The 22,395-nt window shown below is 57.3% G+C and carries 17 protein-coding genes and 1 pseudogene; 8 read left to right on the forward strand and 10 right to left on the reverse strand.

Annotated features, from left to right (window positions below; all coding sequences use genetic code 11):
* Positions 1–118: 118 nt before the first annotated feature.
* The 3 genes from I9H07_RS04745 to bglX all read right to left on the reverse strand — a co-directional run bounded on the left by I9H07_RS04745 (position 119) and on the right by bglX (position 5,584).
* Entirely contained in the window at positions 119–1,453 is a 1,335-nt protein-coding gene (locus I9H07_RS04745) for a sigma-54-dependent transcriptional regulator (protein WP_024673835.1), read from the reverse strand.
* A 6-nt stretch (positions 1,454–1,459) separates the two neighbouring features.
* Positions 1,460–3,217: an ATP-binding protein gene (locus I9H07_RS04750; RefSeq protein ID WP_024673834.1), complete on the reverse strand. Its 1,758-nt coding sequence runs from the start codon at positions 3,215–3,217 to the stop codon at positions 1,460–1,462.
* A gap of 69 nt (positions 3,218–3,286) precedes the next feature.
* Positions 3,287–5,584, reverse strand: a complete 2,298-nt coding sequence (gene bglX / locus I9H07_RS04755; RefSeq protein WP_024673833.1) for a beta-glucosidase BglX — start codon at positions 5,582–5,584, stop codon at positions 3,287–3,289.
* A gap of 321 nt (positions 5,585–5,905) precedes the next feature.
* On the opposite strand from bglX, the gene I9H07_RS04760 reads away from it, so the two are divergent.
* Both I9H07_RS04760 and I9H07_RS04765 read left to right on the forward strand, forming a co-directional pair.
* On the forward strand, positions 5,906–6,601 hold the full coding sequence (locus I9H07_RS04760; protein WP_236425366.1) for a TPM domain-containing protein: 696 nt from the start codon (positions 5,906–5,908) through the stop codon (positions 6,599–6,601).
* 26 nt (positions 6,602–6,627) lie between these two features.
* The gene (locus I9H07_RS04765; RefSeq protein ID WP_024673831.1) at positions 6,628–7,245 is read left to right on the forward strand and encodes a TPM domain-containing protein; all 618 of its coding nucleotides are present in this window, start codon (positions 6,628–6,630) and stop codon (positions 7,243–7,245) included.
* A gap of 56 nt (positions 7,246–7,301) precedes the next feature.
* Here I9H07_RS04765 and I9H07_RS04770 read toward each other — a convergent pair whose 3' ends face one another.
* Positions 7,302–8,318: an alpha-xenorhabdolysin family binary toxin subunit B gene (locus I9H07_RS04770; RefSeq protein WP_058391856.1), complete on the reverse strand. Its 1,017-nt coding sequence runs from the start codon at positions 8,316–8,318 to the stop codon at positions 7,302–7,304.
* Complete coding sequence (locus I9H07_RS04775) at positions 8,315–9,535, reverse strand: alpha-xenorhabdolysin family binary toxin subunit A (RefSeq protein ID WP_024672329.1); 1,221 nt, start codon at positions 9,533–9,535, stop codon at positions 8,315–8,317. The genes I9H07_RS04770 and I9H07_RS04775 overlap by 4 nt, the downstream gene beginning before the upstream one ends.
* Before the next feature lie 296 nt (positions 9,536–9,831).
* Between I9H07_RS04775 and I9H07_RS04780 the strand changes: the two genes are divergently transcribed.
* From I9H07_RS04780 to I9H07_RS04795, 4 genes are all read left to right on the forward strand, one after another.
* Positions 9,832–11,052, forward strand: a complete 1,221-nt coding sequence (locus I9H07_RS04780) for a class I SAM-dependent methyltransferase (protein ID WP_236425361.1) — start codon at positions 9,832–9,834, stop codon at positions 11,050–11,052.
* 140 nt (positions 11,053–11,192) lie between these two features.
* Complete coding sequence (yiaY, locus tag I9H07_RS04785; protein WP_024672331.1) at positions 11,193–12,341, forward strand: L-threonine dehydrogenase; 1,149 nt, start codon at positions 11,193–11,195, stop codon at positions 12,339–12,341.
* Positions 12,342–12,366: 25 nt separating this feature from the next.
* A complete protein-coding gene (locus I9H07_RS04790; RefSeq protein ID WP_236425360.1) occupies positions 12,367–12,813 on the forward strand; it encodes a GNAT family N-acetyltransferase in 447 nt (148 codons plus the stop codon).
* Between the two features lie 118 nt (positions 12,814–12,931).
* Positions 12,932–14,185, forward strand: a complete 1,254-nt coding sequence (locus tag I9H07_RS04795; protein WP_248957194.1) for a polysaccharide lyase family 1 protein — start codon at positions 12,932–12,934, stop codon at positions 14,183–14,185.
* A gap of 155 nt (positions 14,186–14,340) precedes the next feature.
* Here the strand turns inward: I9H07_RS04795 and I9H07_RS04800 are convergent, their stop codons facing one another.
* The 5 genes from I9H07_RS04800 to I9H07_RS04820 form a co-directional block, all read right to left on the reverse strand.
* The gene (locus I9H07_RS04800) at positions 14,341–14,583 is read right to left on the reverse strand and encodes a type II toxin-antitoxin system RelE family toxin (protein ID WP_236425763.1); all 243 of its coding nucleotides are present in this window, start codon (positions 14,581–14,583) and stop codon (positions 14,341–14,343) included.
* Between the two features lie 8 nt (positions 14,584–14,591).
* Positions 14,592–14,825 (reverse strand): Phd-YefM, encoded by a 234-nt coding sequence (locus tag I9H07_RS04805; RefSeq protein WP_024672334.1) that lies wholly within the window; start codon positions 14,823–14,825, stop codon positions 14,592–14,594.
* A gap of 285 nt (positions 14,826–15,110) precedes the next feature.
* Positions 15,111–15,551, reverse strand: a complete 441-nt coding sequence (locus tag I9H07_RS04810) for a YqaA family protein (protein WP_236425762.1) — start codon at positions 15,549–15,551, stop codon at positions 15,111–15,113.
* Positions 15,552–15,560: 9 nt separating this feature from the next.
* A complete protein-coding gene (locus I9H07_RS04815) occupies positions 15,561–16,466 on the reverse strand; it encodes a nickel/cobalt efflux protein RcnA (protein ID WP_236425761.1) in 906 nt (301 codons plus the stop codon).
* 7 nt (positions 16,467–16,473) lie between these two features.
* Positions 16,474–16,767, reverse strand: a complete 294-nt coding sequence (locus I9H07_RS04820) for a metal-sensing transcriptional repressor (protein ID WP_024672337.1) — start codon at positions 16,765–16,767, stop codon at positions 16,474–16,476.
* A gap of 449 nt (positions 16,768–17,216) precedes the next feature.
* On the opposite strand from I9H07_RS04820, the pseudogene I9H07_RS24995 reads away from it, so the two are divergent.
* Positions 17,217–17,357: pseudogene (locus tag I9H07_RS24995) on the forward strand (hypothetical protein); the annotation flags it as partial.
* Between the two features lie 42 nt (positions 17,358–17,399).
* Positions 17,400–22,220: a beta strand repeat-containing protein gene (locus tag I9H07_RS04825; protein ID WP_248957195.1), complete on the forward strand. Its 4,821-nt coding sequence runs from the start codon at positions 17,400–17,402 to the stop codon at positions 22,218–22,220.
* Positions 22,221–22,395: the final 175 nt, after the last annotated feature.

Raw genomic sequence — 22,395 nt, forward strand, 5'->3', positions numbered from 1 at the left:
TATGCCTTGTCTGACTCAGCGACCGCCATCTAATGCGACCGCGATCAGTAAGCAGACCCGGTGCAGCCGGAAATGTTCGGTCAGGCCCTGAAGAAGACGCAGGTAAAGCCTGAAGCCCTCAATTGAGGAACATTTCCCGTGTCAGGGCATGACGCTGCATTTTCTCGTTCAGCGTCCGGCGCGGCAGTTGCAATTCGCCCAGTACGGCTTTGATATCGCCTTTATGGCGGGTCAGCGAGGCGCGCAGGCATTGCGCTTCGAAGGCTTCCTGACGGGCCGCCAATGATTGCCCCTGCACGGTGCTGTCGGGCTCTGGAGGGGTCAGCTCCAGCCCGAGTGTCTGACGCTCGGCCGCATTGGCCAGCTCGCGAACATTGCCGGGCCAGTCATGGCTGAGCAACTGGCTCAGGCGCGCAGCGCTGAGGGACGGCGCATCCCGGTTCAGGCGTGCGGCGGCGGATCTGGCGAAGTGGCTGAACAGTTGAGGAATATCTTCCCGGCGTTCACGCAAGGGCGGCAAGCGCAGTTCGGCCACATTCAGGCGATACGCGAGGTCTTCCCGAAAGCGCCCGGCACGCGCCTCTTCAAGAAGGTCTGGCTTGGTGGCGGCAATGATCCGCAGGTCGACTTCGATACTTTGATTCGAGCCCAGCCGCTCCAGGCGTTTATCTTGCAGCACGCGCAACAGCTTGACTTGTTGCGCCATCGGCATGCTTTCTATCTCATCGAGAAACACCGTGCCGCCGTCGGCGTATTCCAGACGGCCGATGCGCTTGCCTTGTGCGCCGGTGAATGCGCCGCTTTCGTGACCGAACAGCTCCGCTTCGAACAGCTGTTCCGGGATGGCGGCGCAGTTGAGGGCAACGAAAGGCTTGCCTGCGCGCGGACCGAAGTCATGCAGACACCGGGCAACCAGCTCTTTTCCACTGCCTGTCTCGCCCCGGATAATCACATTGACCGGCAGTTGCGACAGCTCCAGCACCTGGCGACGCAAGGTTTGCAGGCTGGGCGAGGTGCCGAGCAGGGTGGCGTCCAGCCGCGTACGTGCGTCGGCCTGCTCATGCAGGTGCCGGTTTTCCAGTACCAGTTGACGTTTCTCCAGGGCGCGACGCAGGTTGCTGATCAGGGTTTCAGGGCTGAACGGCTTCTCCAGAAAGTCATACGCACCTTCGCGCATGGCCTCGACCGCCATCGGCACGTCGCCATGGCCGGTCAGCAGGATGACTGGCAAGTCGCGGTCCAGGCCTTGCAACTGGCTCAGCAGTTCCAGGCCGCTCATGCCCGGCATGCGCACGTCGGTCAGCACCACGCCGGGAAAGTGTTCCGGCATGCTGTTCAGGCATTCTTCGGCGCGGGCGAACACCTGCACCTCGAAACCCGACAGGGTCAGCCACTGTTCGACGGCTTGCCGGATGGGCGCTTCGTCGTCTACCACGATGACCGAGTTCAACATGCCGGTTCAGGTCTCCAGAGCGTCATTGGGCAGGCAGAACCAGAACACCGCGCCATCGGCATGGCTTTCAGCAGTCAGTTGCCCGCCCAGTTGATGAATGATGGCGTACGAAACAGCCAGACCGAGGCCCAGGCCGTCGCCCACCGGTTTGGTGGTAAAGAACGGATCGAAAATGTTAACCAGATTGTCCGGGGCGATACCGGCCCCGCTGTCCCTCACGCTGAGTCGCCAATGCGCGTCGAGCGCCTCGATGCGCACTTCAAGACGCCGGGTGGCGCAGTCACGCATGGCATCCAGCGCGTTGCGCAGCAGATTGATCAGCACCTGTTCCAGACGTATGGCATCACCGCGCACCCAGGCCGGGCGCGGCAGGTGCAGCACGCAGTCGATGTGGTCTTCCCGCAGGCGCGGTTCAAGCAGCTGCAACGCCTGATCGACCACCGTCGCCAGGTCCAGCCGCTCGCGCAAGCCACTGGGGCTTTTGCGGGCAAAGGTTTTCAGGTGTCCGGTCAGTGCGGCCATGCGCGTCAGTTGCTGATCCAGTGCAGCCAGCGCCTTGCAGGCTTCGTCAACGCGGCCTTGATCGAGCAGCAGGCGCAAGGTGGCCAGTTGCATGCGCTGGGCTGTCAGCGGTTGATTGATTTCGTGGGCCAGCGCTGCCGACATCTGCCCCAGCGCAGCCAGCTTGGCCGATTGCACCAGACCGTCCTGCGCGGTTTGCAGGTCGCGGGTGCGCTCCTGAACCAGCTGCTCAAGCTCGTCCCGGCTGCGTTCGCGCAAACGCGCCAGCCGCCAGCGTTGATAAAGAAACAGACCGAGAAACACCAGCGCCAGCCAGATGCCTGCTGCGGCGAGACCGGCATTGCGCACGTCCTCGCTGGACGCCGGTGGCTTGCGCAGCAAGTGCAAGGTCCAGTGTTCGTCGGGCAGTGGCAGTGATTGCCAGAGATAGTCGGCCGTGCCATCCGGTCCATCGACACGGCTCAAATGGCTGTTGATGCCGAAGCGATCAATGACGCGACTGCGCAGTGGCGACAGAGGCTTTTTGTCGTATTGGCGAGTGCGCAGCAGGTCGGCCCGGCCCTCGACGGGGATGGGCAGCAGTTCGTGATAACGCCAGTCGGGTCGATTGGCGATGAATACGATGCCTTTTTCATCACTGACCAGCAGCAGGTCGTCGCCCTGACCCCATTCCTGCTCAAGGTTGGGAAACTCCAGTTTCACGACCATGGCGCCACTGAAGACGCCTGCATCGTTCACCACGGCACTGGACAGAAAGTAGCCAGGAATCCCCGTGGTGACGCCGACCGCGTAGAAACGCCCGGTGCCTTTGGCGCGGGTTTGCAGAAAATAAGGGCGAAAGCCGTAGTTATGGCCAACGTAGCTATTGGGCGTGCGCCAATTGCTCGCACCGATGGCCAGCCCGTTTGCATCAAGCAACTCAAGGGTCGATGAGTGGGCCGCGCTGTTGATTTTTTCCAGCTTGAGATTGAGTGCGCGTTGCACGTCATCGGTCACCGGACCGCTCAGCGCTGCACGAATTTCGGGGTCCAGTGCCAGCACCGAGGGCAGGGCGCGGTAGCGTTCGATCAGGGTATGCAGGGTATTGGCGTACAGCGCCAGTTGTTCACTGCCTCGCGCGGCATTTTCTGCAAGTGCGTGGCGCTGGGCCTGGCGCATGGCGAGACTGGCCGACAGGGCGGCCCCCGCCAGAATCAGCAGCACGTACAAAGAAAGTCGCCAGTAGCGATGCCTGATCGTCATGGTGCCGCCTGAACGGAATCCGCAGGCGTATTGGCAAGCGGTTGCCCGCCAATACGCCGGGGAGGGGCGTTACAGCAGATTGAACGTCGCTTCTTTCACCGTCTGCGAGTCCAGGCCGATCATGACCCTGAATTCGCCTGGCTCTGCGGCGTACTTGAGTTCAGGGTTGAAGAACTTCAGGTCGTCCTCGCTGAGAGTGAAGGTAACCACCTTTTCCTCGCCTGGCTCAAGCATGACTTTCTCGAAGTTTTTCAGTTCTTTCACCGGACGGCTGATCGACGCGGCGATGTCACGCAGGTACAGCTGCACAATGGTTGCGCCCGCGACCTTGCCAGTGTTCTTCACGGTAACGCTGGCGGTCAGCTTGCCCTTGCGCTGCATGGTGGCGTCCGACAGCTTGACATCCGAAACGTCGAATTGCGTGTAGCTCAAACCATAACCGAACGGGAACAGCGGGCCATTCGGCTCTTCGAAATAGTGCGAGGTGTAGTTGCCCGGCTTGCCTTCGTGATACGGGCGACCGGTGTTCAGGTGCGCGTAGTAGACCGGCAGTTGGCCAATCGAGCGTGGGAACGACATGGCCAGCTTGCCCGACGGGTTGTAATCGCCGAACAGCACGTCAGCCACCGCGTTGCCGCCTTCGGTGCCCGGGAACCAGGTTTCGAGCATGGCATCGGCCTGTTCCTGTTCGTCGACCAGCACCAGCGGACGACCATTCATCAGCACCAGAACCAGCGGCTTTCCGGTGGCTTTGAGCGCTTTGATCAGGTCACGCTGCTTGCCCGGAATGTTCAGGCTGCTGCGGCTGGCCGACTCGTGGGACATGCCACGCGACTCGCCCACTACGGCAACCACGACATCGGCCTGTTCGGCGACCTTGACCGCTTCGTCGATCATTTCCTGAGCCGGACGCGGATCAATCTCCACTTCCTTCTCGATGAAGTTCAGGTAGGTGAGAACATGCTCGTTGTCGCTGACGTTGGCGCCGCGGGCATAGAGCAGTTTGGCCTTGTCGCCGACGGCATTGGCCAGACCTTCATATACGGTGACTGACTGATTGGGACGACCCGCTGCCGACCAACTGCCGAGCATGTCGAGGTGACTCTGTGCCAGTCCGCCGATGACTGCGATGGTGCCTTGCTTCTTCAGCGGCAGGGTGTCGTTCTGGTTTTTCAGCAGTACCAGCGTCTTGCGCGCGACATCGCGAGCTTCGGCACGGTGCAGGCGGTCGTCGGAATAGGTATCGGCAGGGTCATCGGCGGCAACGCCGATGCGACCGTAAGGCGAGGCGAACAGGCCCATGTCATATTTGGCACCCAGCACTTCACGAACGGCGTTGTCGATTTCCTTCATGGAAACCTCGCCGTCCTTCACCAGCCCGGGTAACTGCTCGCCATAGGCCGCGTCGTTCATGCTCAGGTCGACGCCCGCCTTGATTGCCAGTTTGGCAGCTTCGCGGAAATCCTTGGCCACGCCATGGTCGATCAGTTCCTTGAGCGCGCCGTGGTCACTGATGGTCACGCCCTTGAAGCCCCAGTCCTTGCGCAACAGGTCTTGCATCAACCATTTGTTGGAGGTCGCCGGAATCCCGTTGATCGAGTTGAGCGCGACCATAATGCCGCCGGCACCGGCATCGATGCCGGCCTTGTAGGGCGGCAGGTAGTCCTGGTACATGCGCGTCATGCTCATGTCCACGGTGTTGTAATCCCGGCCGCCTTCGACGGCGCCATACAAGGCGAAATGTTTGACTGCCGCCATGATGCTGTCGTTGGCGGCGACGTTCTTGCCCTGAAAGGACCTGACCATCACATCGGAAATTCGCGACACCAGATACGTGTCTTCACCAAAGCCTTCGGAGCTGCGGCCCCAGCGCGGATCGCGGGAAATGTCCACCATTGGCGCGAAGGTCATGTCGATACTGTCGGCACTGGCTTCTTTGGCCGAGACCCGGCCCATTGTTGCGATGGCGTCCATGTCCCAGCTGGCGGCCATGCCCAGGCTGATCGGGAAAATCGTGCGGTGACCGTGAACCACGTCGTAGGCGAAGAACATCGGAATTTTCAAGCGGCTGTTGGCGACGGCTGCTTCCTGCAACGGACGGTTTTCAGAGCGGGTAATCGAGTTGAACGTGCCGCCGATTCTTCCGGCGGCAATTTCCTTGAGAATCTGTGGCTGCGGCATTTCCGAACTGATGCTGATGAGTCGCAACTGACCGATCTTTTCGTCAAGAGTCATTTGTTTCATCAGTTTGCCAATGAAGGCATTCTTGGCCTGAAGCGTTGTATTGTCGGCAGCGAAGGCGCTCTGGACCGTCACTGACTGACTGGCCATACCGACCAGCAAACTTAATAAACACAGCTTATTCATGAATGATTTCTCAAGGCTTTTGTCGGTAACTCGCGTTTAATGTCCGACAGCCAGTTTTTGGGTTATGGACCTTTGGCGTTAAGGTTCGGGCAGGGCGCAAGAATAGTTACTATCCGCATCACTGTACGAAGCTTCCCCAAGGTATGTACGAAAATAGCGGGTTGATTGATTTTTGTACAAACCCTGTTCAGTCAATGACTCCCCGATAATCGGTGTCGGCGATGGATTATGCCGGGGAACGTGTGTTTTGGCTAAGGCGTCTCGTTTCAATAGTTTCAAAAAAGCACTGGAGGTCTGGTTTTGAAGTGTGTTTCACGGTTGATGGTGTACGTGGTGATGCTGTTTGGAGGGATATTGCGTGCCGAGGCAGACCCGCCCGCGCTGGTGTTTCCGCCGATGACAGGCAGCGTGGTGGATGCTGCGCAAATGCTCGACAGCCAGACCTCGGTGCGTTTGGCCAGGCTGTTGCGAGCGCATGAGCAGGCGACCGGCGAACGGGTCGTGGTGGTTACACTGCTCGATCTGCAAGGTGCGAGTGTCGAAGAGTTCGGTTCCAGGCTCGGCACTGCCTGGAGTCTGGGGCGTGAAGGCGCTGCCAAAAGCGTCCTGCTGATGGTCTACCGCGACAAGCGCAAGGTATTCATGGCGGTTGGCGATGCGCTGACAGATCGTCTCAATGACGCTCAGGCTGCGCTGATTATCGATATGCTGATGAAGCCCGAGTTCGACGAAGGTCATTTTGCGGCCGGCATAGAACGGGGTGCTCAGGCGATCATCACGGCATTGGGCGGGCAGATACCTGACCATCCCGAACCGTCGGAGCAAGTGGCTACTAATGATGAACAGGTCAACGATGACCAGGTCTGGCTGATCGCTATCGTGCTGACGCTCATCGTATTGGGCATCGTGGTCATCAGTATCAGGCGCGGTTCCACTGGCCGGCCTGTGCGAAAAGGTGCTGCTGATCGCGACGGTGGTGGCCGTTTTGGTGGCGGTGGCGCCTCAGGGAACTGGTAGTCGGGCAATTCAGGAACGAGAAGAACATGGCGTTATTGAACAGAGAAGAACAGCGACAGGTCGCCGAGGCCATTGATCGCGTCGAACAGCGCACCGATGCCGAGCTGGTTACGGTGCTGGCAGCGCGCGCAGATGATTACGCTTACATGCCGCTGATCTGGGCGGGGCTGATTGGCCTGCTGCTGCCGGGCACGATTAATTACTGCCTCCAGTGGCTGAGCGCGGATGAGCTGATGCTCGCGCAGATGAGTACGTTCATTGTCGTGGCGCTGGTGTGTCGGGTGCCGAAAGTGACGGCTTTTCTGGTGCCGGTCTCGGTGAGGCGCTGGCGGGCAGGCAATCTCGCCCGTCGCCAGTTTCTTGAGCAGAACCTGCACAAGACGCATGACGGCACCGGCATTCTGGTGTTTGTCAGCGAAGCCGAGCGGTATGTCGAAATTCTGGTTGATCATGGCATCGCCAGCCGCCTCCACAACGATACATGGAAGGCGATGGTCGATGTGTTTACCCAGCAGGTGAAAGACGGGCAGACCCTGCAAGGGTTTCTCGGCTGCATCCATGCCTGTGGCGAATTGCTCGCCGACCACGTGCCAGTGACCCATGGCAAAAACGAGCTGCCCAACCGGCTGGTGGTGCTGCGTTGAGAGCGGGTCTCAGGTGCTGATGGCTGCGACACCTGAGACCCTGCGTGGCGAAAGTATCAGACGATACGACTGGTGGTGTAGAACGACTTTATGTATGCCTTCAATTGCTCTACATGCTTGCTGATTGATGCTGATGATTCCTCTTGTAAAGTGACGTTGTCCAGAAAACTGTACAGCGATTCATAAACCTTTTTGGCTTCCTGGACCCAGAGTGTTTTGCTCTGATTGACGCCATCGAGCTCGTTCAGCTCATCCAGCTTTCCTGCTATGGCCTTTGCTTCCTGCATAGCAGTGCGGGATTCTTCGAGAAGGGCGTTATAGCGCATTCTCAGCCTGTCGCGTTCTTTAGTGAGATCAAGGTAAGTCAAGGCGCTGCTCAGCTTGTCGAGTAGCTTGCCGAGTCTTGCAATCCCGGCTTTTATCAATTCAATCTCAGGCGACGATAGAGAGATCAGGGCAAGCTCATCCGGAGTGGGCAGCAGGTCCTTGAATATATCTGCCAGATTGTGCTGTTCAAATGTTTTGATGGTGGCGTCGAGCAGACGGCGATCTTCGGCGATCGTACTCATCGTGCTGTCCAGCGTTGCCTTGCGCTGTGTCATGGTGTCGATCTGCTGCTGGAGTGTTTCCAGCAAACGACGGTCTTTCAGTTTCAAGTCGATCTGCAGCATATTATCGCTGCTTGCGGCAATGGCTTGGGCGCCACTGTTTATGGCAGTTGTCAGACTTGAGAGCTCACGAATGCGATGCTTGTCAAGCAGGCTGATCGCCTGCTGTTTCTGTGCATCGCTCAGTCTTTGGTCCGCTTCGATCTGCTGTTGCTTCAGATCAATCTGCTGCAGGTTCACTTTATTCAACTCGACGGTGACAGCGGCCAGTACGTCGCGGTAGACCTTGTCCGCACGATTCAACGCTGCCTGAAGCGGCAGCATTTTTTCTTTCATAACCGGCAGAAAGTCCAGCTTCAAAGCGGTAACCTGCGTAAGAATGTGCTGGCGGGCGGCGTTCATGACTTCAGTGTCTGGAGGGGTGAGGAGCAAAGTCTCACCGAGGGCCTCAGTGCTCATCATCATTGTCCTGTCTTGCTGGATTGTTGTTCGCGTTGAAACTGATCCAGCGCGCTTTCAAATAGCTTCAGTAGTTGAGTTGTCATGCCTTTTATTTCCAGCCAAGGTGTAACTACGCCCTGGAACTGAAGGGAGAAAATCAGCAGAGCCTGATCGTCTTTTATCTCAGAAAGTTCATGTGCGGAACTCTCGATATACGCGGCGAGCAGGGCCCAGAGGTCTTTCAGATTGGTTGCACTCTGGTGAGCATCCAGCATGCGAATGTTCATATCTTCGAAAAGTATTTGCAGGCTGCGCACGGCGGCGGCCAACGGAACTTTTTCTTTGAGTGTTTGAACCTTCTGGTTCTTGGAGGCAATCATTCGGTTTTTTTCTTTGCGGATCTTTTCTGCCTGGCTGCCAAAAATACCGCCCGTTATAGCGACCCCTATAGGCCCTCCGAAAACACCCCAGGCAATATTGTTTTTTGCTGCTTTGTATTCTTTGTTTTTGTGTTCTATATCGACTGTCAGTTGCTCGATATCTTTTTCCAGCTCCTTGATCTGCTGGTCCAGGTCAGAGCGACTTGCCAGTTTTACCTTGTCGTTGATACCGGGAATGAGTTGAACGCTCAGGACAGTGCTGAACGTGTCGATGTGTTGCGCCAAAATGCCTGCAGCGTGCTGATGATTCTTTATCTGTGAGGCCGTCTTCTTCAGGAACTGGGCAAGGGTGATGCAGACCCTCTGGTCGGTGGCACTCAATGGCACCGGCGGTGTGTTGCGGGCCTCTTCAATGGTCAGGTCGGCAACAGTCAGATCCAGTTGTTTGGCAAAATCCATCTTTTCGATGTAGTTGATGATCTGCCGACCCTGATCCGAGAATTGCGCGGCAAATAGGTCAATGGTGAAGCCGCTGCGCTTGATACCCTCTTCGATACCCAGCCAGCTTTTGCCGTGACTGTATATTGCCAGGTAAGTCACCAACATGTCTTTGGGCTCAAGCCCGGGAATGCCACTTTTTGTGAAACCCAATTGCTGTTCGACACGCGCGAGTGAGGTGGGGATATTAAGGGCGTGCCGTTCATAGCGCTTCAGACTAAGGATGTCTTCCTGGGTGAGAATAAGTGCGGCGCCCCGGCCACCCTTTTTTTCATCATCCAGCATGAGGCTCAAATACTCTACGGGTTTTAATGTAACCCGCGCGATGTCTTCGTTTTCCAAGAGTGTTGCTTGAGTCGACATAATGCACCTTCCATGTGCTGGTTATACTGCCAGAGCGAAAGGCTCCAGAAGTGTGAGCTGTTTATCGGTAAACAGTCAGGACGACTATAAAGGTGTTTTTGCACGGTGCAAGTAATGGCTCTTGGTTTTCGGCCGGGATTATTTTACTGGTTATGTACGTTTCGCATTGGCGTGTAGGGCCGTACAAGCAGTGTGCGTAGTCTTTCAAAAATAGGGGTGCCTTTGACGCGCCGACCCGCCTAAAATACCGGTCTGATTTTTCGAGTCCCGGCCGGGACGCTTGAGGCACATGTTCAATGTCAGTCATTACCCCCACGTCACTCACCCCTGCGACCGATCATCGAGCACAGTTCCTCGACCTGCTGGACACCAGCCTGTCGCAGAACTCGCTCATCAAGCTGGTCCTGGCCAAATACGTGGGCAGCGAAGCCGAGTTGCAGCGGGTCATCATCAAGCCGCTGACGATCAAGGAACAGCCTTGTCTGTCATTCGTGTATCGCTACAAGACCCGTGACACCACCCGAAATTTCCCGCTTGCCGAGGCCGTGAGCGTCATTGCCAGCCTGATACCCGAGTCGTTCAAGAACGCGCACCTGTTGTCGCTGACCGACGAAGTGCAGCTGGAATACAGCAAGAAGGGCAAGACCACGCTGTTCAAGAGCAAGGCCAGGCAAGAGCGCGAAGTCCCGTCGACGGGTCACGATCGCGAGAAGAAACGCTACCTGGAACTCACCCGGCCATTCCTGACCGACCTCGGTGTGACCAATCGGCAGCATGAGCTGATCCCGGCCATGTCGCGCAAGTGGAAACAGATCAACAAGTTCATCGAAGTGTTTTCCCATGCCTTGAGCTCATCGCCGCTCACGCTGGATCAGCCGGTCAAGGTGGCGGACTTCGGCTCCGGCAAGGGCTATCTGACCTTCGCCATCCACGATTACCTGTGCAATACCTTGCAAGCCCAAGGGCAGGTGACCGGCGTCGAGCTGCGTGAAGACATGGTCACGCTGTGCAACAAGGCTGCTGCCGGGCTTGAGCACCCTGGCCTGACCTTTCAGCACGGTGACGTGCGCAGCGTGGCACCCAGCGCGCTGGATGTGATGATCGCGCTGCACGCCTGTGATATTGCGACCGACTATGCCATTCACATGGGTATTCGCTCCGGCGCCTCGATCATCATGTGCTCACCGTGCTGTCACAAGCAGATTCGCTTGCAGATCCAGAGCCCGACGCTGTTGAAACCGATGCTGCAATACGGTCTGCATATGGGCCAGCAAGCGGAAATGGTCACTGACAGCCTGCGTGCCCTGTTGCTGGAAGCCTGTGGCTACGACGCCAAGGTGTTCGAATTCATCTCCCTCGAACATACCAACAAGAACAAGATGATTCTCGCCGTCAAACGCGCCGAGCCAGTCAGTCCAGCCCTGTTGCTGGCGCGCATTCAGGAGCTGAAAACGTTCTACGGCATCACTGAACACTGCCTGGAAACCCTGCTGCAGGCCGATGGGTATCTCGGCTGAAGAACGCCATTGTGGCCGGCAGTCTGCGACCAATGGTCAGCTACATGAGCACTTCATTGTTCTGGGTCAATGGTTACACCTCGCGTAAGGCGGATGCTTGAGCTATTGCACAAGCATCCGAGCCAACCACGAGGTCCGTCATGATCAGCACCTTTTTCATCCCCGCTGTGAACATCATCGGCACCGGCTGCATTGATGAAGCGATGCAAGCCATCCGCAAATACGGATTTCGCAAGGCGCTGATCGTCACTGATGCAGGTCTGGCCAAGGCCGGAGTGGCGAGCCAGGTTGCCGGGTTGCTGGTCGAGCAGGGCATCGACTCGGTGGTGTATGACGGCGCCAGGCCTAACCCGACCATTGCCAACGTCGAGAAAGGCCTGGCCGTGTTGCAGGAACGGCAGTGCGATTTCGTGATCTCTCTGGGCGGTGGCTCACCCCACGACTGCGCCAAGGGTATCGCCCTGTGCGCCAGCAATGGCGGGCATATCAGCGACTACGAAGGCGTCGACCGTTCGGCAAAACCGCAATTGCCGCTGATCGCCATCAACACCACGGCCGGAACCGCCAGCGAGATGACCCGCTTCTGCATCATCACCGATGAAACCCGTCACGTGAAAATGGCCATCATCGACCGCAACGTGACGCCGCTGTTGTCGGTAAACGACCCGAACATGATGGTTGCTATGCCCAAATCGCTGACAGCGGCCACCGGCATGGACGCGCTGACCCACGCCATCGAAGCCTACGTTTCAACCGCCGCCAACCCGATCACTGACGCCTGCGCGTTGCAGGCCATGGCGTTGATCGCCAACAACCTGCGTGAAGCAGTCAATAACGGGACAAACATCACGGCTCGCGAGAATATGGCCTATGCCCAGTTCCTCGCGGGCATGGCATTCAACAATGCGTCGCTGGGCTACGTGCATGCCATGGCGCATCAACTGGGTGGCTTCTATGATTTGCCTCATGGCGTGTGCAACGCTGTTTTGTTGCCTCATGTACAGCGCTTCAATGCCAGCGTCAGTGCTGCACGCCTGACCGATGTCGCGCATGCCATGGGCGCCAATATTCGCGGCCTGTCCCCGGAAGAGGGCGCTCAGGCGGCCATTGAAGCCATCCGCGCGTTGTCTGCCGCCGTGGAGATTCCGGCAGGCTTGACGGCGCTGGGCGTCAGGGAAGAGGACTTTCCGATGCTGGCTGCCAACGCGCTGAAAGATGCCTGCGGGCTGACCAACCCGCGCCCAGCGGACCTTGACCAGATTCAGGATATATTCCGCCAGGCGCTTTGATTATCCAGACACTACAGGTTTGTAAATGGACATGCTTCGGCCCTACACCCTCGCAGATCGTGAACGTTGTCTGGATATTTTCGACACCAACGTCCCACGTTACTTTGATCCTGTAGAACGCGAGCAATTCGCCAGTTTCCTGATGGCTCCGCTGGGTCACTACTTCGTGGTGGCGCGTGATTGCGAGGTTGTGGCCTGCGGTGGATACCTGGTGCTGTCGGACCCCTCAGTGGCCGAGCTGACCTGGGGTATGGTCGACAGCAATTGCCACGGCAGCGGTCTGGGCAGGTTTCTCACCGAGGCCCGGCTGGATCTCATGAAGGCTTTACCGGGTGTCACCCGTGCCTACATCAACACCAGCCAGCATGTTCAGGGGTTCTACTCGAATCTGGGGTTTGTGGCCGTCTCGGTCGAAGTCGACGGGCATGGTTGCGGTATTGACAGCGTCAAGATGGAGCTGGCGTTTTCGTAAGCAAGATGCCTGAACCGAAGCTGACAAAAGCCATGGAACCTGAGCCGGCCGGGGCGCTGTCCGTATAGCATTCAGGTTGTCCTCGCGATTCCCGCGAACAGGCCTGAGAGGTCAACCGATGAGGCCTCTGCGCTCTCTGTCGCAAGGCTGCTATCTGAGATGCGTCGTTACTTTTGTGCTGGCCGTGTCATCGCAGTACGTGCATGCGGCAGACATCCCGGAAGGCTTTGCCAAAGGGGTAACAGGGGGTGGGTCTGCCGCCACCGTGCATCCCGCCACACGTGATGATCTTCGATCAGCACTGTGTGCGTCTTACAACTCGCGCGGCGCCTGCACCGATGACACGCCGCGGGTAATTGTGCTGGACCACCTGTTCGACTTTCGCGCAAGCGTGTTATCCAGTGGCAGCGCTGAAACCACCGAGCCGGGTTGCGTAGTGAAACCCTGCCCGCAGGGCGGTGAGCAACTCGCGCTCAACGGTGCCAACAATTTCTGCCAGTCGAGACCGCCCGTCAGCGTGACTTACGACAACGCCGGGCTGAAACCACTGAAAGTCGGCTCGAACAAAACCCTGATCGGAGTTGGCAACAAAGCAGGCATTCAGGGCGCAGGGCTGTTCATTGGTGACGGCGCGCACAACGTGATCGTTCGCAACCTGACGCTTTCGGATATCAATCCACGTGTCGTATGGGGCGGCGACGCGCTCACTCTGAACAAGGCTGATGGTGTCTGGATCGATCACAACACCTTTGCGCGGATCGGCAGGCAAATGATCGTGACGGGCTGGGGCACGGCTTCACACGTCACCATTTCCAGCAATGAATTCGACGGCCGTACGCCTTACTCGTCTACCTGTGATGGTCATCATTACTGGGTCTGGCTGTTCCTTGGCAGCCAGGACACGTTGACGCTGTCGAGAAACTATATACACGACACCTCCGGCAGAGCGCCCCATTCCGGAGGCATGAACCATTCACAGGTGACAGCCCAACTGGTCAACAATGTTTTTCAACGCATGACCTACCAGGGCGCAATCATGTCGCGAACGTCATCCTCACAGTTGCTGGTTGAAGGGAACGACTTCGAGAACGTGGCTCATCCGCTGTACAACGATACGGACCAACCGGGTACGGCGTTCGCCTTGTTCGAACCGGTTTCAGCAGCCGCGAACGATGCTTGTATGAGCGTGATCGGCAGAGTGTGTGTTGCGAACCGGCAGCGCAGCAGTGGTGATGACTATCGTCCCCAGGATGAATCGGCGTTGCAGGCATTCAGGGCGTATCGGCAGTATCTGGTGGTGCCGGTTGCGGCAGAAGAAGCCTGGGCGCGGGTGCCGGGGGAGGCGGGGGTGGGGAAGGTTGGTAAAAAGTGAGGTGATCATGATTTCAAATTCTTTGAAATTTGAGATGGGGTATACGCGTCAGAGATTTGATTTCAACTTTCCACAAAATTGAAATCAAAAAACCGCCGAAGCGGTTTTTGAAGTCAGACTCGCCGGTATGCGGCTTCGTAAACCTCGTCATCGCGTCAAGTACCGACACACAGAACCAGTATGATCTCAGTGCCGTTGACGCGATAAATGATACGAACATCCCCCGTCCGGATCCGGCGAAAACCGGCTAACGCTCCGCGAAGCGGCTTTCCTATCTTGTCAGGTTCTCCTTGTGCGATCCGTTCGCGTATGACTTTCAGGATCCTTCGTGCCTCAGCCGTTCCTAGCTGTTTGAGGTCTTGATCAACATCAGGGTGAAAGCGGACGCTCCATTTCATCGTAATGCCTATTTGTAGCGAGCCTCCATGTCTTCAAGACTCACAGTATGCTTTTCATCCAGCGTGGACAGGCGCTCAATGGCCAAACGTTCGGCGCGAAGGTCTTCGAGCTCATCCTGCAAGGCTTGATAGGCATTAACACCCACAAGAACTGCGGCTGGCTCGTTGTCCTTGAAAATCACCAGATGCGAAACTTCTCCGCTGGTGACTTCCTTCAGTTTTGCACTGAAGCCGCGAACCATGGCTGTGGCGGACACTGCCTGTTCAGCTCGGTCTAGGAGTGCACTCATGCGCTTGATGCCTCGATTTAGTAGTCAATGTCAGTGAGTTAGGTGTCTTTAGTAATTAATGATTTATCGTCATTTATTGGCAGCGCAAAACGAGTATACGCAATATAGTATGTAAATTAATGTGTTTTATTATGCGTTATAAGTGGGCTTTTGAAATTGGATTGGTATCAGCTTGACAGCTGATTCAGGCCAGGATTACGCCACAGTCTCTGTGGAAGTCACCGCCTCGCTTGCAATTTATATCGCCCAGCCAAGCGTAATCACTATCAGCGTCAGGTAGCGCAGGGCTTTTGCGAGGGTGACCACGAGCAGGAAACGCCACAGCGGCTCACGCATGACACCGGCAATCAGGGTAATCGGGTCGCCAATGACCGGCACCCAGCTGAACAGCAGTGCCCAACGGCCAAAGCGTCCATAAATGCCTTGCGCTTTGTCGAGGTGGCGCTCGCTGACGGGGAACCAGCGTTTGTGCCGAAAGCGTTCAATCGAGCGCCCCAGGTACCAGTTCACCACCGAGCCCAGCACATTCCCCGTCGTTGCAGCCAGCAAGAGAAGGATCGTCACGTAGTGCTCTGAAAGGAGCATGCCGACCAATACGGCTTCAGATTGCAGTGGCAGGAGCGTGGCGGCACCGAATGCCACACCAAAGAGACCCAAATAGCTGGTCAGCTCGAACACGGTGTCATCTCACGAATACAGACCGTTCCAGCCGTGGATACCTACGTATACCCCTACGCAGATAATCAGCACGCTGGAGAGGTAAGGTGCACGCCGGGCGGCGGCATTGAGCCAGGGGAAACGGTTTGATGCCTTGCGAGCGCCGATAGCGGCAGCGGCCCCAACCGCCACCAGGGTGATTGCCAGACCAATGCTGAAACACAGCACCATCGCGGCACCCAGCGTGACTTGCTTCACTTGCAGGCACAGCAGCAAAACGGTGATTGCTGCCGGGCAAGGGATGAGTCCTCCGGTCAAACCAAACATCAGGATCTGACCGTTGCTGACCTCACGGTGGGTGAAGCGCTTGCGGATGTCGTCGGCATGAGCCTTTTCGTGCGCATCCTGATAGCCCTCAGCAGTCAGCTCCAATCCGTTCAGATCGTTGTGATCGTGGCGATGGCCGTGGTGATGTTCCTTGAAGTCCAGGTCATGATCGTGGCCGTGCCCGGTGTTTATGCGGTGTGTCTCGTCGTGGTCGTGGTCGTGGTCACTGTGAGCGGCGTTTTCTTCTTCAGATTTAAACAGCTGCTCGCCACGCCATGTGCGCCACAGCATCCAGAGTGCAATGGCGATGATCAGCGCTGAAGACGCGAGCTGAAAGTAGGGCTCCGTGGTTTCTGCATCCAGCCCTTGGCCCAGATACATGCCGCCGATAGCGACCAGCCAGACAACCGCGGTATGCGAAAGCGTCGCCGCTAACCCAAGCATCACAGCCTGTTTTACCGATCCCCGAATGGCCACGATGAACGCCGCCATCATGGTTTTGGAATGACCCGGCTCCAGGCCGTGCAATGCCCCCAACAGGATGGCGCTGGGGAAATACAGCCAGGCGTGGGAACCGCCTTGCTGCAACAGATTGGCAAAGTCGGGCATGTGAAACCTAGAGGTATTTGGTGATTTGCTTGAAGGCTTCCAGTGGTGCCCGCTCGCCTTTGGCAAGTGCGCCCATGGTGTCTTCAAGGCAATGATCGATGTGATCCTGGATCAGCGTGCGTTTCGCCTGACAAACCGCTTTTTCGACAGCATGAAGCTGTTGAGCAATGTCCACGCATTCGCGACCGTCTTCGATCATGGCGATGATGCTTCGCAAGTGACCATCCGCACGCTTGAGGCGCTTGATAATTGCCTCGTGGGACTGGTGCGTATGGTTAGGTGGGTGTTCGTGGTCACTCATTGTTTGAGCCTGTGATCTGAATGATTCAGGTCTGCACTCTATCCCCCTGGGGGGGATATGGTCAAATGGGGTGTGGATAAGTTTAAGTAGTTTGTCAGAAGAGTTGATTTATCGAAGTGTTATGTAGATGTATAAATGAAAAGTGAAAACAGTCTCTTACAGCCAATAAGATAGAAAGATTTTTGCTGGCTTTCGGACAGTGTCTAGGTGCGAACTCAAGTGCAGTCTGGAAGCGTCTCTGTCTGGGCAGTTCCCGAGATGCTGATACTACACCCTCATGAATTAAGTTAACGCCGGCTTATGCCCTTCATGTTTCTGGACAAAAATTTCTGTTCAAGCTTCACTGGCATCAGTCGAAAAAGACTGCAGAGATTCTTGCTTCATTGTTGTAGCCAACACTGATTTTATGAACCCTCGTCCAACACATTCTCAAAGCAAGGAAGAAGAAAATGGCAGTTATCAATGGCACAGCTGGCGCAGATACACTAATCGGCACAGCTGGGGATGATGAGATCAACGCCCTGGGCGGCAATGATGTGATCAAGAGCTCTGCAGGCGCGGACAAAATTGATGGCGGTGCAGGTACAGATACTGTTGACTATTCGGCATCTACCGAAGGTGTAAGCATAGATTTGCGCCTGGGGGTTGGACTTGCTGGACGGGGTGGCGACGCAGAAGGGGACACGCTCAATGGCATCGAAACCGTCATCGGCTCCGCCTTCAATGACGTTCTCTCCGCCGGTCCGTACACCATAATGACTGCGGTACGGCTGGAGGGTGGTACCGGCGACGATATTTACAACATCAACATGGGTTACGCCCCCACCATCATTGAGCAGGCCGGTGGCGGCAACGATGAAGTCCGTGTATCGGTCATCAACCCTAACAATACCGTGCTGGCGGCCAACGTCGAGCGCCTGACTTATGTCGGCGCTGGCGCCTTTACCGGATATGGCAACGACAGCGACAACATCATCACCGGCGGCTCGGGTAACGACACCCTGTACGGTGGGGCGGGCTCGGATCAGTTCATCGGCGGTGCCGGCTACGACGGTGCGGGTTACCTCGACAGCAAAGAAGCGGTGACCATCAACCTCAAGACCGGCGTGCACTCCGGGATCGCGGCAGGCGATACCTATACCGATATCGAGGTGATCAGAGGGTCGAACTTCAACGACACTTTTGTTGGCGATGGTAGCGGCATGGATTTCGACGGGGGTGCCGGGGTCGACACGGTCGACTATTCGGGTTCGACTGCCGGGGTCAATATTAATGTCCGTCTCGGGTCAGGCACTGCCGGAACGGGCGGAGAGGCCGAAGGCAGCATCTTGACGGGTATCGAAACCGTCATCGGCTCCGCTTTCAACGACGTCCTCACCGCGGGCCCTTACACCATAATGACTGCGGTACGGCTGGAGGGTGGTACCGGCGACGATATTTACAACATCAACATGGGTTATACCCCCACCATCATCGAACAGGCCGGTGGCGGCGACGATGAAGTGCGCGTGTCGGTCGTGTATACCGGCGGCACTACTCTGGCGGCCAACGTTGAACGCCTGACCTACGTCGGCACCGGTGCCTTCACCGGTTACGGCAACGACATCAACAACATCATCACTGGCGGTTCGGGTAACGACACCCTGTACGGTGGGGCGGGCGCGGATCAGTTCATCGGCGGTGCCGGCTACGACGGTGCGGGTTACCTCGACAGCAAAGAAGCGGTGACCATCAACCTCAAGACCGGCGTGCACTCCGGGATCGCGGCAGGCGATACCTACACCGATATCGAGGTGATCAGAGGGTCGAACTTCAACGACACTTTTGTTGGCGATGGTAGCGGCATGGATTTCGACGGGGGTGCCGGGGTCGACACGGTCGACTATTCGGGTTCGACTGCCGGGGTCAACATTAATGTCCGTCTCGGGTCGGGCACTGCCGGAACGGGTGGGGAGGCCGAAGGCAGCATCTTGACGGGTATCGAAACCGTCATCGGCTCCGCTTTCAACGACGTCCTCACCGCGGGCCCTTACACCATAATGACTGCGGTACGGCTGGAGGGTGGTACCGGCGACGATATCTACAACATCAACATGGGTTATACCCCCACCATCATCGAACAGGCCGGTGGCGGCGACGATGAAGTGCGCGTGTCGGTCGTGTATACCGGCGGCACTACTCTGGCGGCCAACGTTGAACGCCTGACTTATGTCGGCGCTGGCGCCTTCACCGGATACGGCAACGACAGCGACAACGTCATCACCGGTGGTTCGGGTAACGACACCCTGTACGGTGGGGCGGGCGCGGACAAGTTCATCGGCGGTGCCGGCTACGACGGTGCGGGTTACCTCGACAGCAAAGAAGCGGTGACCATCAACCTCAAGACCGGCGTGCACTCCGGGATCGCGGCAGGCGATACCTATACCGATATCGAGGTGATCAGAGGGTCGAACTTCAACGACACTTTTGTTGGCGATGGTAGCGGCATGGATTTCGACGGGGGTGCCGGGGTCGACACGGTCGACTATTCGGGTTCGACTGCCGGGGTCAACATTAATGTCCGTCTCGGGTCAGGCACTGCCGGAACGGGCGGAGAGGCCGAAGGCAGCATCTTGACGGGTATCGAAACCGTCATCGGCTCCGCTTTCAACGACGTCCTCACCGCGGGCCCGTACACCATAATGACTGGGGTACGGCTGGAGGGTGGTACCGGCGACGATATCTACAACATCAACATGGGTTATACCCCCACCATCATCGAACAGGCCGGTGGCGGCGACGATGAAGTGCGCGTGTCGGTCGTGTATACCGGCGGCACTACTCTGGCGGCCAACGTTGAACGCCTGACTTATGTCGGCGCTGGCGCCTTCACCGGATACGGCAACGACAGCGACAACGTCATCACCGGTGGTTCGGGTAACGACACCCTGTACGGTGGGGCGGGCGCGGACAAGTTCATCGGCGGTGCCGGCTACGACGGTGCGGGTTACCTCGACAGCAAAGAAGCGGTGACCATCAACCTCAAGACCGGCGTGCACTCCGGGATCGCGGCAGGCGATACCTATACCGATATCGAGGTGATCAGAGGGTCGAACTTCAACGACACTTTTGTTGGCGATGGTAGCGGCATGGATTTCGACGGGGGTGCCGGGGTCGACACGGTCGACTATTCGGGTTCGACTGCCGGGGTCAACATTAATGTCCGTCTCGGGTCAGGCACTGCCGGAACGGGCGGAGAGGCCGAAGGCAGCATCTTGACGGGTATCGAAACCGTCATCGGCTCCGCTTTCAACGACGTCCTCACCGCGGGCCCGTACACCATAATGACTGGGGTACGGCTGGAGGGTGGTACCGGCGACGATATCTACAACATCAACATGGGTTATACCCCCACCATCATCGAACAGGCCGGTGGCGGCGACGATGAAGTGCGCGTGTCGGTCGTGTATACCGGCGGCACTACTCTGGCGGCCAACGTTGAACGCCTGACTTATGTCGGCGCTGGCGCCTTCACCGGATACGGCAACGACAGCGACAACGTCATCACCGGTGGTTCGGGTAACGACACCCTGTACGGTGGGGCGGGCGCGGACAAGTTCATCGGCGGTGCAGGCTACGACGGTGCGGGTTACCTCGACAGCAAAGATGCGGTGACCATCAACCTCAAGACCGGCGTGCACTCCGGGATCGCGGCAGGCGATACCTACACCGATATCGAGGTGATCAGAGGGTCGAATTTCAATGACATTTTTGTTGGGGATGGTAGCGGCACTGGATTTCGACGGGGGGCCGGGGTCGACACGGTCGACTATTCGGGTTCGACTGCCGGGGTCAACATTAATGTCCGTCTCGGGTCAGGCACTGCCGGAACGGGCGGAGAGGCCGAAGGCAGCATCTTGACGGGTATCGAAACCGTCATCGGCTCCGCTTTCAACGACGTCCTCACCGCGGGCCCGTACACCATAATGACTGGGGTACGGCTGGAGGGTGGTACCGGCGACGATATCTACAACATCAACATGGGTTATACCCCCACCATCATCGAACAGGCCGGTGGCGGCGACGATGAAGTGCGCGTGTCGGTCGTGTATACCGGCGGCACTACTCTGGCGGCCAACGTTGAACGCCTGACTTATGTCGGCGCTGGCGCCTTCACCGGATACGGCAACGACAGCGACAACGTCATCACCGGTGGTTCGGGTAACGACACCCTGTACGGTGGGGCGGGCGCGGACAAGTTCATCGGCGGTGCCGGCTACGACACGGCGGGTTATCTCGACAGCAAAGAAGCGGTGACCCTCAACCTCAAGACTGGCGTGTATTCCGGGATCGCGGCAGGTGATACCTACACCGATATCGAGGTGATCAGAGGGTCGAATTTCAATGACATTTTCTATGGCGGCAGTTCATTCATGATGCAGGATGGCGCGGGTGGCCAAGATCTGGTCACTTATGAACAGTCCAGCAGCGCGGTAACGATCGACCTGATCAATGGCACCAACGTAGGGGAAGCTGCTGGTCATACCTACGCCAACATTGAAATCTTTCAAGGCAGCAATTTTAACGACACGCTGTCAGGCTCTCGTCTGACGGACACTTTCATTGGAGGCGCCGGGGCAGATGTGATTGATGGCCGCGAAGGACAAGACAGCGTCTGGTACATCACAAACGCAACAGGCGTCTCGATCAACTTGCAGACTCAAGTGAATCAAGGTGGAGATGCCGAGGGTGACGTATTGCTCAACATAGAGCGCGTGCTGGGCAGTCACTACAACGATGTTCTGGTAGGCGACACGGGTGCCAATTACCTGGAAGGCGGATTGGGCAACGACGTCATCGACGGGGGAGACGGCAACGATTTCCTCTATGGCGGGCTAATTTCGTCGATCGGACCTTTCACGCTGGATAGCTCTAACAATGGGTCGCAGGCAGACATTTTGTACGGTGGTAACGGTAACGACACCCTCGTTACTGCAGCCAGCGATGAGGGTAGTCAAGCCTACGGTGAGGCCGGAGTTGACACTATCACAGTGGCACATGGCATGGCTGATGGTGGTGAAGGCAACGACCTGTTGACCGGTACAGGCGTGGGCTTTTCGCTGTCAGGAGGTTTGGGGGATGACCGACTGGTATTGCGTGCCAGCGGTTTTGCCAATGGTGGTGAGGGGGACGATACTTACACCATCAATACTCCAACCTTAGTGACGATCCAAGACAACGGCGTGAGCAGCGGTGACAAATTGATTTTGTCATATATAAACAGCAATGAATTGCTGGCTGACCGGATCGGTGATGACCTCTATCTGCACCGTTCAGGCTTCGCTGCAGGAGAGGCACCTCAAGAAGGTGTGCGCCTCGAGAGTTGGTTTGCAGGTTATAACACCATCGAGCAGATCCAGACGGCTGATATGCAGCTCATCGGTCTGTCGGGCAGTCAGGATTTGTTTTCCTGAACAGATGAGGCAGCGTCTTTCGCTGCCTCATATTGGTTAACCCAGGAGAGCCATTCGGTGGCAGTCACGCTTGCATAATCAATCTTGAAGGTGTCGCTGTCGCCCGGTACTGCTTGCGTCGGGTGACAGCGTCTTCAACCTGGCTCCAAGTGAGTTTGGTTGTTGCCGCGGGGGG

It is taken from the genome of Pseudomonas syringae (assembly GCF_023278085.1).
Lineage (GTDB): Bacteria > Pseudomonadota > Gammaproteobacteria > Pseudomonadales > Pseudomonadaceae > Aquipseudomonas > Aquipseudomonas syringae_Q.